The 14,895-nt window shown below is 64.8% G+C and carries 14 protein-coding genes and 1 tRNA gene; 2 read left to right on the forward strand and 13 right to left on the reverse strand.

What is annotated here, in order from left to right:
* The first annotated feature begins 98 nt into the window (after positions 1-98).
* Positions 99-995, forward strand: coding sequence for a PAQR family membrane homeostasis protein TrhA (trhA, locus tag Uis4E_RS01785; protein WP_101621569.1), 897 nt, complete (start codon positions 99-101; stop codon positions 993-995).
* 140 nt (positions 996-1,135) lie between these two features.
* Here trhA and Uis4E_RS01790 read toward each other — a convergent pair whose 3' ends face one another.
* The 11 genes from Uis4E_RS01790 to eno form a co-directional block, all read right to left on the reverse strand.
* On the reverse strand, positions 1,136-1,618 hold the full coding sequence (locus tag Uis4E_RS01790) for a GreA/GreB family elongation factor (RefSeq protein ID WP_034526396.1): 483 nt from the start codon (positions 1,616-1,618) through the stop codon (positions 1,136-1,138).
* Between the two features lie 150 nt (positions 1,619-1,768).
* Positions 1,769-2,173, reverse strand: a complete 405-nt coding sequence (locus Uis4E_RS01795; protein ID WP_101621570.1) for an FKBP-type peptidyl-prolyl cis-trans isomerase — start codon at positions 2,171-2,173, stop codon at positions 1,769-1,771.
* 145 nt (positions 2,174-2,318) lie between these two features.
* On the reverse strand, positions 2,319-3,779 hold the full coding sequence (locus tag Uis4E_RS01800; protein WP_101621572.1) for an L-serine ammonia-lyase: 1,461 nt from the start codon (positions 3,777-3,779) through the stop codon (positions 2,319-2,321).
* A 46-nt stretch (positions 3,780-3,825) separates the two neighbouring features.
* Entirely contained in the window at positions 3,826-4,395 is a 570-nt protein-coding gene (locus tag Uis4E_RS01805; protein ID WP_101621574.1) for a cadmium transporter, read from the reverse strand.
* A 123-nt stretch (positions 4,396-4,518) separates the two neighbouring features.
* Positions 4,519-4,598: transfer RNA gene (locus tag Uis4E_RS01810), tRNA-Leu, on the reverse strand.
* Between the two features lie 120 nt (positions 4,599-4,718).
* Complete coding sequence (locus Uis4E_RS01815) at positions 4,719-5,717, reverse strand: Ppx/GppA phosphatase family protein (RefSeq protein WP_101621576.1); 999 nt, start codon at positions 5,715-5,717, stop codon at positions 4,719-4,721.
* A gap of 17 nt (positions 5,718-5,734) precedes the next feature.
* Positions 5,735-6,295: a DUF501 domain-containing protein gene (locus Uis4E_RS01820; protein ID WP_243394271.1), complete on the reverse strand. Its 561-nt coding sequence runs from the start codon at positions 6,293-6,295 to the stop codon at positions 5,735-5,737.
* Positions 6,292-6,864, reverse strand: coding sequence for an FtsB family cell division protein (locus Uis4E_RS01825; protein ID WP_101621578.1), 573 nt, complete (start codon positions 6,862-6,864; stop codon positions 6,292-6,294). The genes Uis4E_RS01820 and Uis4E_RS01825 overlap by 4 nt, the downstream gene beginning before the upstream one ends.
* A gap of 74 nt (positions 6,865-6,938) precedes the next feature.
* Positions 6,939-7,754, reverse strand: coding sequence for a hypothetical protein (locus Uis4E_RS11625; protein WP_165784805.1), 816 nt, complete (start codon positions 7,752-7,754; stop codon positions 6,939-6,941).
* Positions 7,702-8,190, reverse strand: coding sequence for a papain-like cysteine protease family protein (locus Uis4E_RS12385; protein ID WP_423734903.1), 489 nt, complete (start codon positions 8,188-8,190; stop codon positions 7,702-7,704). The genes Uis4E_RS11625 and Uis4E_RS12385 overlap by 53 nt, the downstream gene beginning before the upstream one ends.
* Before the next feature lie 374 nt (positions 8,191-8,564).
* A complete protein-coding gene (gene eno / locus Uis4E_RS01835) occupies positions 8,565-9,863 on the reverse strand; it encodes a phosphopyruvate hydratase (protein WP_034526353.1) in 1,299 nt (432 codons plus the stop codon).
* 205 nt (positions 9,864-10,068) lie between these two features.
* Here eno and Uis4E_RS01840 point away from each other — a divergent pair, with 205 nt between their 5' ends.
* Positions 10,069-10,554, forward strand: coding sequence for a GNAT family N-acetyltransferase (locus tag Uis4E_RS01840; protein ID WP_101621583.1), 486 nt, complete (start codon positions 10,069-10,071; stop codon positions 10,552-10,554).
* Between the two features lie 52 nt (positions 10,555-10,606).
* Here Uis4E_RS01840 and mfd read toward each other — a convergent pair whose 3' ends face one another.
* Together mfd and pth are read right to left on the reverse strand one after the other, a co-directional pair.
* Complete coding sequence (gene mfd / locus Uis4E_RS01845) at positions 10,607-14,239, reverse strand: transcription-repair coupling factor (RefSeq protein ID WP_101621585.1); 3,633 nt, start codon at positions 14,237-14,239, stop codon at positions 10,607-10,609.
* The gene (pth, locus tag Uis4E_RS01850; RefSeq protein ID WP_101621587.1) at positions 14,229-14,828 is read right to left on the reverse strand and encodes an aminoacyl-tRNA hydrolase; all 600 of its coding nucleotides are present in this window, start codon (positions 14,826-14,828) and stop codon (positions 14,229-14,231) included. The genes mfd and pth overlap by 11 nt, the downstream gene beginning before the upstream one ends.
* Positions 14,829-14,895: the final 67 nt, after the last annotated feature.

Here is a 14,895-nt window from a genome sequence, read left to right on the forward strand (position 1 = left end):
TATGCTCGATGATGCTTGACTTCGCCGTAACCTACGGTATCGTAGGTTACGGTAACGTAAGTTGAAGATATGTCAACAATCGAAAGGCCGGAGGCGGCATGGCATATAAGAGGGAGCTGACGGACGAGCAGCTCAAGGCGAAACGGCAGGCGGTCATCGACGCCCGCGAGCAGGCGTTGAAGGCGAAGGCGGACGCGGCACGCAGCAAGTCCGAGCTCAAGGCCCAGGAGATCCGGCTCAAGGCGGAGGCGAAGGCGAAACACGTCATCGCCAAGGGCGAGGCGAAGGCGTTGCGTCTGGAGGGCATCGCACCGGCCGAAGTGGAACGCAAGATCCGCCTCGACGTGCATGGACGCCCGAAGCCCGCCATGCGCGGCTGGATCCACGCGGTCGCCTCGCCGCTGTCGCTGGCCGCCGGCATCGTGCTCATCTGCCTCGCGCAGGGGGTGGGCCTCAAATGGGCGTGCGCCGTGTTCATGACCGCCTCGCTCGTGCTGTTCACGAACTCCGCCTGCTACCATCTGGGCGATTGGAGCCCGCACGTCACCGACGTGCTGCGCCGCATCGACCACGTGAACATCTTCCTGCTCATCGCCGGCACCTACACGCCGGTCTCGTTCGCCCTCCAGCCGTTCTGGCGCAACTTCATCATCATCTCGATGTGGGCGTGCACGGCCGTGGCGATGGTCATCCACGTGATCTGGATCTCCGCGCCACGCTGGCTCTACACGGTCGTGTACATCATCTTCGGCATCTACGGGCTCGCGTTCATGATGCTGTTCTGGCGCTCCCCCTACGCCGGCCCCGCGGTCGTGATCCTGCTGTGCGCGGGCGGCGCCTGCTACATCCTCGGCGCGATCGTCTACGCGCTGCGCAAGCCCGATCCGTGGCCCCGCGTGTTCGGCTTCCACGAGATCTTCCACTGCGGCACCGTCGCCGGATACGCCTGCCACATGGTCGCCATCTACATGGTGATCGTGGCGCTGTGGGTGTGATCCCGGCAGCCGGATGCACGACGGCGCGCGGCACGGACACGGCCGCCACATGCGCGAAGGCCCTCGGATCCCCCCGATCGATCGAATCGACGGGAATCCGAGGGCCTTCGCCGTATCGCGCGTCGCACGCGCCGCCACGCTCACACGAGCGGCTTGGACTCCTTGATGGTCACGGAGATCTCGCGGCCGTTCGGAGCCTTGTAGCTCACCGTGTCGCCGGCGTTCGCGCCGTTGATGGCGGCGCCGATCGGGGACTCGGGGCTGATGATGTCGTGATCGGTGGCGATCGACAGGTCGCGCGTGCCGAGCACGAACACCTTCTCGCGGCCCATGATGTCGAGCGTGACGAGGGAGCCGTCGCCCACCTTGCCGGCCGGCGGGGCGGTGAGGATCTTCGCGTGGCGCAGCTTCACGGTGAGCTCGTCGATGCGGCCCTGGTTGACGCGCTGCGCCTCGCGGGCGGCCTGGTAGCCGCCGTTCTCGCTCAGATCGCCCTCCGCGCGCGCGGCGGACACCTTGGCGAGGATCTCGTCGCGGTACTCGCCCTCGCGCCAGGCGAGCTCCTCCTTCATCTTGTCGTACGCCTCCTGCGTGAGCAGGATATCCTTGTCGTCTTCTGCCATGTCTGTTCCTTGTCCTCCCCTGCGATCCGCCGACGTGCCGATGGAGGCCGCCGCGACCGGTTCCTTGGGGATATGTGGTTGTCTGTCGTGGTATGCGAAAGCGCCGGCGGTTCTCCCCGGCGCTTCCTGAAGAATCCGCTGCCGCCGCGCTCAGCGCGTGGAGATGATGTCGATCACGAACACGAGCGTGTCGCCGCCGCCGATGCCGGCCTGCGGGACGCCGCGCGAGCCGTAGCCGTACTCCGGCGGGATGGAGACGATGAGGCGGGAGCCGACGTTGTGGCCCGGCACGGTCTGGTCCCAGCCCTTGATGACCTGGCCGACGCCGATGCCGAAGCTGGCCGGCTGGTGGCGGTCGAAGCTGGAGTCGAACGGCTCGCTCTTGCCCCACACGACGCCATGGTAGTTCACGGTGACGGTGTCGCCGCGACGGACCATCGGACCGTCGCCCTCCACGACCTCGACGACCTTGAGACCGGCCGGCGCCTCGGCGGTCGGGAACTCGATGACCGGCGTGGTGCCGAACTCGGCCTGCACGGTGGGCATATCAGCCATGGGCTGCCTCCTATCTCACTGGGCGCGCGCATGCAGCGGCGCACGCCCGTATACGGAACTCATCCGCAATCGGACACAATGCCGACCATACTAGCACCACCGACGCGCGGCGTCCCGCATTCGACCACGCCGGCGTTCGACCGCTTCAGCATTCGACCACGTTGACGGCGAGGCCGCCCTTCGAGGTCTCCTTGTACTTGGCCATCATGTCCTCGCCGGTCTCCTTCATCGTGCGGATCGCCTGGTCGAGGCTCACGATGTGCGAGCCGTCGCCGAGCATGGCCATGCGCACCGCGTTGATGGCGGTGTTCGCGGCCATCGCGTTGCGTTCGATGCAGGGGATCTGCACGAGGCCGCCGACCGGATCGCAGGTGAGTCCCAGATTGTGCTCGATGCCGATCTCGGCCGCGTTCTCCACCTGCTCGGGGGTGCCGCCCATCACGGCGGCGAGTCCGGCGGCGGCCATCGAGCAGGCTGATCCCACCTCGCCCTGGCAGCCGACCTCCGCGCCGGAGATCGACGCGTTGCGCTTGAACAGGTAGCCGATCGCGCCGGCGGTGAGCAGGAACGTGACGACGCCCTGCTCGTTCGCGTCGTCGACGAAATGCCAGTAGTAGTGGAGCACGGCGGGGATGATGCCGGCCGAACCGTTGGTGGGGGCGGTCACGATGCGTCCTCCTCCGGCGTTCTCCTCGGAGACGGCGAGCGCGAACAGGTCCACCCATGCGGCGTCGGAGCTTTCGAGCACGGCGTCGCGGCGCTGCCGGTCGCGGCGCAGCACGTCGGCGTTGGAGGCGAGTCGCGCGTACATCTTCGGCGCGCGGCGGGGTACGTCGAGACCGCCGGGCAGCACGGGTTCGGTGGACGAGCAGCCGTGGTTCACGCATTCGCGCATGACGCGCCACACGTTGTCGATGGCGGCGCGCACCTGCACGCCGGAGCGTGTGGCGGTCTCGTTGGCCCACACGAGTTCGGCGATGCTCAGATGGTGTTCGCGGCACAGGTCGACGAGTTCGGAGCAGGAGGAGAACGGGTAGGGCGCGTCCGGGCCGAAGTCGGTGGACGCGGATTCGTCCTCGTCGGCGAACGAGGTGCCTTCCGGCGGCCGCTCGTGGATGCCGATCATGAGGTCGTCGGGTTTGCCCTGGCGGATGAAGCCGCCGCCGATCGAATACCAGACCTGTTCGTCGACGAGGCTGCCGGCCGCGTCGAACGCCTGGAACCGCATGCCGTTGGGGTGGGCGGCCATGCGCTTCCACTGTTCGAAGACCATGTCCTTGTCGTAGTGGAATCCGATGCGTTTGACGCCGGCGAGGTTGAGCGTGTCGTCGAGCGCGCAGGTCTCGCGGATGCGCAGCATGTGCTGCGTGTCGACGGTGGCGGGCACGTTGCCTTCGAGTCCGGCCATGACGGCGCGGTCGGTGCCGTGGCCGAGACCGGTGAGCGCGAGCGAGCCGTACAGGGTGACTTTGACGCGGTCCGTGCGTTCGACGAGGCCGTCGTCGCGCATCGAGGCGACGAACGCGTGCGCGGCGGACATCGGTCCGACGGTGTGCGACGAGCTGGGGCCGACGCCGATGGAGAACATGTCGAGGACGCTGAACATGGGGGTTCCTCCTTATCTGCCTTGTCTGGCTGCCTGACCCGCCCGGCTACCTGCCGAGCGCGGAGAACATCATCACCGCGCAGACGAGTCCGAGCGCGGCGAGCGCGATCTGCGCGACGAGCAGGCCAATCGCGGTCTTGCGTCTGGCGGCAAGTTTCGGCGCGTGCGCCTGGCCGAGCATGGTGGCGATGAATCCGAACGCCGCATAGTTGACGGCGATGGCGGCCACGTCGCCGTTGGCGAGCACGACGCCGTTGAGCGGCTGGTCGAGCGAGTTCATCACCGAGGTCATCACGAACAGGCCCCACACGCCGTAGCCAATCGCGCCGACGACGCCGTAGGCGATGGGCTTGAACTTGTCGCGCATGCGCAGGGTGAACGATTCGACGCACCACAGGAGCGCGAAGCCGACGACGTATGTGTAGGCGACGGCGACGAACGTGACGACGAGCGCCCACGGCACGAGGGAGGCGACGTTGCCGATCATCGCGAGGTAGAAGCCGGAGCAGGCGATCGCGCCGACGGTGAGCGCGGTGCCGACGATGATGTTCTGCGCGAGCATGATCGGCAGTCCGGTCGTGGTGTCCTTGTCGACGTGGGTCCAGCTGGACGGCATGGCGTTCCTCTCCTTCACGTGTTTGTGGCCGGGACGGGGAACGAGCCTAGCCGCCGTATGTTTCGGCGGTTTGTTTCCGGATGATGACGGGTGGTGACGGCTTGCGCCGCGAACGATGGGAAGTGCCCCCGGCGGGACTCGAACCCGCACGCCGAAGCGATCGATTTTAAGTCGACTGCGTCTACCGATTTCGCCACGGGGGCCTTGGCCGGTGGGAACCGACCGTGTCATTGTACTATGCGCCGCGCCCGCGTGTCGGGTCGCGGCGCACGGTCGTGTCCGGTCACGTCACGTGAAACCGGGTCGCGTCACGCGGAATCGCGTCACGCGGCGAGCAGACGACGTCCGTAATCGAGGACGATGCCGTCGAGCAGGCCGTGCTCGCTCGCCACGTACGAGTCGATGGCCTCGCCGTGGTCGATCCGCGCGGCCTCGCTCACCTTGGCGAGCACGCGGTTCCAGACGACGGCGCCGCCGCCCACCACGTCGATGCGCCCGGGATGGATCGTCTTGTAGGCGCGGCGCTGTTCGCGCGTCATGCGCAGGAACAGGTCGTCGATGCCGGTCGCGTCGGCGATGGACAGGCGGTGGCCGTCGACGATGGAGTGGTCGTACTCCTTCAGTCCGATGGCGAGCGCGGTCATCGTGGTCACGGTGCCGGACACGCCGATGATGGTGCGCGCCTTGCCGGCGGGCACGGTACGGAACGCCTCGTCGATGTGCGCGTCGATGTCGGCGACGGCCTCGGCGATCTCCTCCTCGGTGGGCGGGTCGGTCCTGAGGTGCCGTTCGGTCATGCGCACGGAGCCGATGTTCATCGAATACGCGGCCTGCACCTGCGTGGCGGGCGCGGTCTCGCCGTCGCCGCCGATGACGAGTTCGGTGGAGCCGCCGCCCAGGTCGACGACCAGATAGGGCGGCCTGAGGTCGGCGCGGTCGACGACCGACGTGGCGCCGAGGAAGCTCAGGTCGGCCTCCTCCGTGCCGGGGATGACCTCGGGGCGTACGCCGAGGATCGCCTCGATGCCGTCCTCGAACTCCTCGCGGTTCTCGGCGTCGCGCGTGGCGGAGGTGGCTACGAAGCGGATGCCGTCGACCGGATGCTCGGCGAGGATGCCGGCGAACTCGCGCGCCGCCTCGTAGGCGCGTTCCAGCGCCTCGTCGGCGAACCGGTGCGTCTTGTCGACGTCCTGGCCGAGTCGGATGACGCGCAGCTGGCGCGGCACGATCTCGGTCATGCCGTGTTCGTCGACGCGCGCGATCTTCAGTCGGATGGAGTTGGTGCCGCAGTCGATTCCCGCGACGGTCACCGCCTTGCCCATGATGCTTCCTTTCCTTGTCAGTCCAGCACGCTGCAGCGGCATACGGCCGGGTCGAACTCGTCCTTCACGCGGTCGAGCACCATGTCGCCGATCGGGTTGGCGCCGCGGCCCATGACGAGCGACTGGGCGATCAGCGCGTGCAGGCATTTGACGCGCACGGGCATGCCGCCGGCCGACGTGCCTTCGATATGTTCCTCGGTGTCGCCGAGCTTGGCGGCGATCTCGTGGCGGAACGCGAGGTACAGCTCGTGCGCGTGCGCGTAGGCGGCCTTCACGTCCTCGTCCTCGGCGACGAGTCTGCTGTATTCCTGCATCACGCCGTCGGCCTCCACGTGCGAGGCGGCTTTGACGGCCTCCGGGCTGGTCAGATAGCAGGTGGTGGGGAACGGCACGCCGCCGGGCAGCAGCGGACGGGTGACGACGGCGAGCGGACGGCCACACACGCAGCGCGCGCCGACGGCGGCCATGCCGCGCGGGTAGCGTCCGAGCTGGTGTTCGACGATGGCGATGTCGGCTTCGGTGGCCGGGTGGTCGAGGATCTGGTCGGCCAGTGCGGTCGGGTCGATGGTGGTGGTCACTGTTGGTCCTTCTTGGTCGTGGTCGTATCCGTCGAGGTGGAGCCGGAATCCTGCTGGTTCTTCTGTGTTCCGGTCGTCCCCTGCGTGCCCGTGGAGTTCTTGGGCAGCGGTTCGTCGGCCTTCTTGAACGCGTACGAGAGCTCACTGTACCAAGGCAGCTGCTTCGACGTGTCCGTGTCGTCGCCGGTCTTCTTGCCGGTGCCGCTGCCGTCGCCGGTCACGGCCTGCGGGTTCTGCACGCGGACCGGCGTCTCGCCGGGGAAGACGAAGCCGAGGCGTTCGCGCGCCTGCGCGGCCACGTAGTTCTTGTCGTCCCAGCGGGAGATGTCGTTCTCCAGCTCCTGCTTCTGGGCGACGAGCGCCGCCTCCTCGCGCTTGAGGCTGTTGAGGTGGGCGAGGTCGGCCGCGTACGTGTTGAACGTGGAGACGAGCTGGATGGTGCCGACCGCGATGATGAACAGGGAGACGAAGAAGGCGATCGGGCCGGAGTTGCCGGAACGACGGTTCCTCTTCGCTTTCGCGGCGGACTTGGCGTCCCCCGCGCGTGGTATCCGGTTCCGTGTGGTCATGGGCAACAAAATACCCGTCGCGTTCGACGGAACACGACGGGCATTCTGCTGCTGCGCTATGGCCGCCCTCATGCTTACCTGGAACGTTCAGCTCTTTTTCGCAACCACTTGCGTATCATTATCACGCCTAAAGCTGCACCAGATACGGCAGGTATCGCCAATGCCAGCGGAATCGTAAAGGAATCATCGGTCTGCTGCTTGTTCGTGTTCACAGGAGCTCCGCCACTCTCTGTAGATGAAGCAGATAATAGTTTCCGCTCCTGTATTTCCCGCAGTGCCTCATCAACCGGCCGCTCCCCATCCGACAGTTTTTGCGCATTGTCATTCATCGGCGACAACCGATTCCCCTGCAACGAGAACATTGCATACGATGGAACATCGAAGATGATTTCACTATTCGATGAGGAACTATCTATGCACTGGGCCAGAGTCATGTCAGGATAGAACGTCGCCATGGAGGGACCTTCATCCGATTCCTCCACGGTTGCCACGCCAACAATTTCTCCGTGAATCGCAATGGAAACCCCCCATCGATGTTGAGTCGCACTTCCCAGGTACGACTCGGAAATGTCATCCGTTGACTGCCATACCTCGCGAAGACGCCTGATTTCATTGAATTCAATCGTGTCCGCATTGACATCCGAAGCATCACGACCGTTCGCCTCCAAACCGGTAGAAACCAGCATCGCCGTTGCCTCTCGCGTCTTTGTCTGTTGAAGATACGCACGAATCGTATCGTCATGTCCGATTCCTATGGCATATGGAATCGGCATGGCAACCAACGCAACCAGTAATACAACGGAAAGATAGCATTTGCATATAAGTGCCCTCATGGCGCTAGCCTCCCATCCCATATCGGCTATGAGTCCATACATGCCTTTGATCTTCAACCACGTTCTCGTAAAGGGCCGATGTCATATAGGGTAATAACGGATCCATATATGCAACAACAAAAAAATTCGGGTCATACTGATATCCGCTGATAACCATCATATGACCGCCAGTGAAACCACCGGATTCTTCCGAACTTGTCGAGGTTTTCCATCCCCATCGCATCAGCATGGGACTATTATGTCTGATGCCGTTCATTATTTCGTCTTGTGTCAAGGCGCGCTGCACTATGGTGCCCCGATTTACGACGCCACCACCTGCCATTGCCTTGCCGACATGATAGAAATCTCCTGTCTCATTGGGACAATCGCTTGACGTTTTCCCCCACCGATAGTATTGACATTGCGTATCATTCACACCGCCGAAATACAACGACAAACTCTTTGAAACAGCGACCCAACACCAATTACTTTTGGCTTGTTGAACTATCGGCACTGAGAGATACTTATTTTCGGATGCATAGGCGGATGGAGTTAAAGGAGATAATGTCAGTATAATCAAAAAAGCTACGAAAGATATAAAACTTCTTTTCAATCATCTATCCCTTTCAATGACATCATTGTCAATGACAAGTATAGCATCGCCACACGACATGCGTATCGCTAATAGCTTCATCCGCATTGATATCCAAAGATACGATTCACCTGTTCATTTCAATCACACGTTATGGAGGACTTGAGATATGGGACAAATCGACCGAAACAACAATGGGGCCATTGTATCTTCACAAGATACAATGGCCCCATATGTATCACACAGCCATTCTCCTCCGGAAAATCATGCAATCTCCGTGAGAGACTGACTCATGCTCACTTGTTGATGTACTTCTTGCAGGCCTTGAAGGCGCTGTAGCCGGCGTACTTCGCGGTGGAGCCGAGCTCCTCCTCGATCTCGAGCAGGCGGTTGTACTTGGCGACGCGCTCGCCACGGGCCGGGGCACCGGTCTTGATCTGGCGGGTGTTCTTGGCGACGGCCAGGTCGGAGATGGTGGTGTCCGGGGTCTCGCCGGAACGGTGGGAGACCATGGAGGTGTAGCCGTTGGCGGTGGCCAGCTCGATGGCGTCGAGGGTCTCGGTCACGGTGCCGATCTGGTTCAGCTTGACCAGCAGGGAGTTGGCGGCGCCGAGCTCGATGGCCTTGGCCAGACGGGCCGGGTTGGTCACGAGCAGGTCGTCACCGACGAACTGCAGGCGGTCGCCGAGCAGCTTGGTGATGGCGGTCCAGTCTTCCCAGCCCTCCTCGTTGAACGGATCCTCGATGGAGACGATCGGGTACTCCTCGATGAGCTGCTCGTAGAAGTCGAGCATGTACTGGGAGTCGCGCTCGTCGCCCTCGAAGTGGTACTTGCCGGTCTCCTTGTTGTAGAACTCGGAGGAGGCGACGTCGAGGGAGATGCCGATCTGCTTGCCCGGCTCGTAGCCGGCGGCGGAGATGGCGTCCATGATGTAGTTGAGGGAGTCCTTGTTGGACTTCATCTTCGGAGCGAAGCCGCCCTCGTCGCCGAGGCCCGTGTTCAGGCCTTCCTTCTTGAGGACGTTCTTCAGGGTGTGGTAGACCTCGACGCCGGCCTGCAGGGCCTCGGAGTAGGTGTCGAAGCCGTACGGGGAGATCATGTACTCCTGGATGTCGGTGGCGAAGTCCGCGTGGGCGCCGCCGTTCATGATGTTCATGTTCGGCACCGGCAGGATGTGGCCGTTGGTGCCGCCGATGTAGCGGTACAGCGGCTCGTCGGCGGACTCGGCGGCGGCGTACAGGGCGGCCAGGGAGACGCCGAGGATGGCGTTGGCGCCCAGACGGCCCTTGTTCGGGGTGCCGTCGAGCTCAATCATCAGGTCGTCGAGGGCGCGCTGGTCGGAGGCATCCATGCCGATGACCTTCGGAGCGATCTCCTCGTTGACGGCCTTGACCGCGTTCAGAACGCCCTTGCCGCCGTAGACGGACTTGTCGCCGTCGCGACGCTCCCAGGCCTCGGCCTCACCGGTGGAGGCACCGGACGGGACCAGACCCAGACCGCGGGCGCCGTCCTCAGTGTCCAGAACGACCTGGACGGTCGGGTTGCCGCGGGAATCGAGAATCTGACGCGCGTAGACGCTTTCAATTGCTGCCACAACTACTCCTTTAACGTTAGGTTGTGATGACATCGTCAAGAATAGTGTGATTGATGGACTACGCGCAAGGGTTCCGCATTGCGTGTTGTGAGCGTTCACATCCCAATGTTCACCGATATTTCAACGTTGTTTCACACCCCGTTCGACTCCCGTCGACGTTCCACGGTCCGGACATGCGCAACGGCCGCGGACTAGACTGGCCCGCATGAACGACATGCACATCCGCCGCGCCGAGAAGCGCGACATCCCCGAACTCCACCGGCTGCTGCGGCAGGTGGCGAACGTCCATCACGCCGGCCGCCCCGACCTGTTCAAGGCGAACGCGACGAAATACACCGACGACGAGCTCGAGGCGATTCTCGCCGACGACGAACGACCGGTCTTCGGCGCGTTCTCCGACGCCGACGACGCGACGCTCTACGGCTACGCGTTCTGCGTGTTCGAACGCCACCCCGGCAATCATGTCCTGACCGACGTCACGACACTCTACATCGACGACATCTGCGTCGACGAGGCGGCGCGGGGCCGCCACGTGGGCACCGCCGTCTACCGTCACGTGCTCGGTTTCGCCCGCGGCTCCGGCTGCTACAACGTGACGCTCAACGTGTGGTCGTGCAATCCGGGTGCGCAGGCGTTCTACGAGCGGATGGGTTTGAAGCCCTACAAGGTCGGCATGGAGACGATCCTGTAGGGCCTTGCAGAGTCCGAGCCCCGTCCCGCTCCCCGCCGCTCGGCTCACCGGCTCACCGGCGTTTTCCCGGCACGTAGGCCAGGTCGTTGAGCAGGTCGGACACCCAGTCCATCACCTGCTCGCCGGGCATCGGCCCCTTGCCGAGCGAACCGCCGAACGGCGTGGGGATGATCATCTGGTGGGTGACCGGCCGGTACTGGAACCCCTTGTAGATGCGCGACATGCGCATGAGCATCGACTCGGGCGGGTCGACGCGGCCGACGCGCAGACGGTTCGACTGGGCGAGAATCTCCGAGATGCCGAGCTCGCGCGCCCTGAACTTGAGGCGCGCCACGCCGAACAGCATCTCGAACTCCTCCGGCAGCGGGCCGTAACGATCGACGAGCTCCTCGGCGAGATCCTTCAGGTCGTTCTCGTCACGCGCGGCGGCCAGCTTGCGGTACGCCTCCAGACGCAGCTTGTCCGAGTCGATGTAGTCGACCGGAATCGACGCCTCGACCGGCAGGTCGATCGACACGTTCACCGGTTCGGCCGCCTTGTCCGGCTCCTTGTACTTTTCGACGGCCTCGGAGACCATGCGCACGTACAGGTCGAAGCCGACGCCCTCGATGTGCCCGGACTGCTGGTCGCCGAGCAGATTGCCGGTGCCCCTGAGCTCCAGATCCTTCATCGCCACGTCGAAGCCGGAGCCCAACGCCGTGTTCTGCGCGATCGTGGCGAGCCTGTCGTGCGACTGCTGGGTCATCGGCTTGGACGGGTCGTACAGGAAGTACGCGTACGCGCGTTCACGGCCGCGGCCGACGCGCCCGCGCAGCTGGTGGAGCTGCGAGAGGCCGAAACGGTCCGCATGGTCGACGATCAGCGTGTTCGCGTTCGAGATATCCAATCCGGTCTCGATGATCGTCGTGCATACGAGCACGTCGATGTCGCGGTGCCAGAAGTCGCGGATGATCTGGTCGAGCTGCTTCTCGCCCATCTTGCCGTGCGCGACGCCGACCTTCGCCTCCGGCACGAGCGTGTGGATCTTCTCGGCGATGCGCGCGATGTCCTCCACGCGGTTGTGCACGTAGAACACCTGCCCGCCGCGCAGCAGCTCGCGGCGCACCGCGGCCGTGACCTGCGCGTCCTCGTAGGCGCCCACGTAGGTGAGCACCGGCAGACGGTCCTCCGGCGGGGTGGCGAGCGTCGACATCTCGCGGATGCCGGTGACGGCCATCTCCAGCGTGCGTGGGATCGGCGTGGCGGACAGGGACAGCACGTCGACGTTGGTCCTCAGGGCCTTGAGCGTCTCCTTGTGCTCGACGCCGAACCGCTGCTCCTCGTCGATGATGACGAGGCCCAGATCCTTGAACCTGATCTTCGGGTTGAGCAGCTTGTGCGTGCCGATGACCACGTCCACGGTGCCGGCAGCCAGCCCCTCGATGGTCTCCTTGATCTCCTTGGGTTTCTGGAAGCGGCTCATCGCCGCCACGTTGACGGGGAAACCCTCGTATCGTTCGGTAAACGTCTCGTAGTGCTGCTGGACGAGCAGCGTGGTGGGCACGAGCACGGCCACCTGCTTGCCGTCCTGGATGGCCTTGAACGCGGCGCGCACCGCGATCTCGGTCTTGCCGAAGCCCACGTCGCCGCAGATGAGGCGGTCCATCGGACGCGGCTGCTCCATGTCGTGCTTGACCTCGTCGATGGTGGTGAGCTGGTCGGCGGTCTCCTGGTAGGGGAACGCGTCCTCCAGCTCCTTCTGCCACGGGGTGTCCGGGCTGAACGCGAAGCCGGGCGTGCGCTGGCGGGCCGAGTACAGCTTCACCAGGTCGTCGGCGATCTCCTTGACGTGCTTGCGGGCCTTCGCCTTGGTGGCCGCCCAGTCGGAGCCGCCCAGCTTGTTGAGCTTGGGCGCTTCGGCGCCGATGTACTTGCTCACCTGGTCGAGCTGGTCGGTGGGGATGAACAGCTTGTCCGCCGGGGCGCCGCGCTTGCTCGGCGCGTATTCGATGACGAGGTATTCGCGCGTGGTCCGGTTCGCGCCGGTGCCGATGGTGCGCTGGCGCATCTCGACGAACCGGCCGATGCCATGCTGCTCATGCACCACGTAGTCGCCGGCCTTGAGCTCCATCAGGTCGATGGCCTTGCGGCGGCGCTTCGGGGTCTTCGCCTGCGCCATCGCCGACGTGCGGCCGGTCAGGTCGCGTTCGGTGAGCAGGGCGGTCCTCGCCCGCCTGTCGACGAAGCCGTCGACGGCCTGCGAGCGGATCGTATCGAATCGGGTGATGCCGGTCGCGTTGACGGCGCGCTTGAGACGAGCGAGCGTGCCCTTGGCCGCCGCGGTGATGGTCACGTCGAACCCGGCGTCGATGAGTCCTTCGATGCCGGCGGCGGCCTTGGACTCGTCGCCGCGGTACTCCCCCGGGTTCGTCGCGTCGACCTGCACGCGCCCCGGGCGCGAACCGTCGACGGTGAAGCTGGTGAGGCGAATCACGTCGTGCTTCGAGTTCTCGAGCGCGGATACCGCCTCGTCGTAGTCGATGAAGCTCGCCTGATCGAAGGTGATGGGCGCGCCGGCGCCGTGGCCGGACGCGGCGACGTGCCAGCTGGCGGCGAGGAACTCGTTCGCCGTCTTGGCGAGGTCCTCGGCGGAGCGGCGCAGCTTCTCCGGGTCGCTCAGCAGGATGACGGCGTTCCCGGGCAGCAGACCAGTGACCGGCTCCATGTCGTCGATGAGCGCCGGCATCAGCGATTCCATGCCTTCGACGGGGACGGCGTTCGCGATGGATTCGAGCATGTCGTCGGCGTTCGGGATGGAGCCGATCAGCGATTTCGCGCGGGCGCGCACCCGGTCGGTGAGCTGCAGCTCGCGGCAGGGCGTCGCCCAGATGGTCGTGAGGCCGTCGCCATAGGTGCGCTGGTCGGAGGCGTGGAACTCCTTGATGCCGTCGATCTCGTCGCCGAAGAACTCGATGCGCACCGGATGCGGCGCGGTCGGCGGGAACACGTCGAGGATGCCGCCACGCACCGCGAACTCGCCGCGATCCATGACGAGCTCGACGCGCGTGTACGCGTTCTCGACGAGACGGGACGCCGCCTCGTCGAGCGGCAGGTCCTCGCCGCGCGTGAACACGAGCGGTTCGACGTCGGCGAGACCGGCGACTATCGGCTGGATGAGCGAGCGCACCGGCATGACGAGGATGCGGATGCGGCCGAACATCGGATCGACGTCGCTCGGATGCTTGAGACGCCGGAACACGGCCATGCGGCTGGCGACCGTGTCGGCGCGGGGGCTGAGCCGCTCGTGCGGCAGCGTCTCCCACGCCTCCAATTGGGCGATGTCGCCGGGGTTCCCGTCATACCAGGAGCGCAGCGCGCCGACGGTCTCCTCGGCCTCGCGCCCGGAGGCGACGACGAGGACGACCGGCTTGCCGGCCTTGCCCGTTTTATCTGTTTGGTCACCCGTTCCCTGCGCGATGGCGGCGGCAAGCGCCGGACGCAAGCCTTCGGGCATGCCGACGACGGTCGCGTCGTCGACGCCTTCCGGCGGCTCGACGTCGCCGGCCGCGACCTTGCGGAACGCGGGATCGCCGTCAGTGAGCCGTTCGAGCAGTCCGGCGAGCGAACCGTCGACGAAGTCGCGTCCGGTCGCGCCGGCCGCGGAGTCCGCGCCGGTCACGGGCGTCTTCTCGGCGTCAGCGGCCATTGAACTTCTCCTGGGTCTTGGCGAGTCCCTTGAAGATGATGTCCTCGGCGGCGTCCGCGCCGTCCATGAGGAATTCGGGCAGCTGCTTGCGCTGGTCGGGGCCGAAGCCGCCGAGCACCCAGTTGATGGTGTTGTCGTGCGCGTTGGCGCCGCGGCGCGCGTGGCCGACGCCCATGCGCACGCGCGCGTACTTCGGCGTGCCCAGCGACTTGTCGATGGATTTGATACCGTTGTGTCCTCCGGCGGAACCGCCCGCCTTGACCTTGATGCGGCCGAAGTCGAGGTCCATGTCGTCGTGGATGACGACGACATGGTCGGGCTGGATCTGGTAGTAGGAGCAGATCGAGGCGACCGCGTTGCCGGACTCGTTCATGTAGGTGAGCGGCTTGGCGAGGAAGAACTTGACGGCGCGGCCGTCGAGATGCATCGCGCCCTTGCCGAGCATGGCGAGCCCCTTGTGGTCGGCGAAGTTGACCGACCAGCGTTCCGCGAGCACGTCGGCGGTCATGAAGCCCATATTGTGCCGCGTATCCTCATACTTCTTGCCCGGGTTGCCCAGTCCCGCGATCAGCCAGAAATCCGATGCCATGTGCGTTGCTCCTTACTGCGCCTTACTCGTTTTCGACCGAACAGATTGTACCCACCGCCTCAGTCAA

The organism is Bifidobacterium parmae (genome assembly GCF_002860365.1).
GTDB classification, from domain to species: domain Bacteria; phylum Actinomycetota; class Actinomycetes; order Actinomycetales; family Bifidobacteriaceae; genus Bifidobacterium; species Bifidobacterium parmae.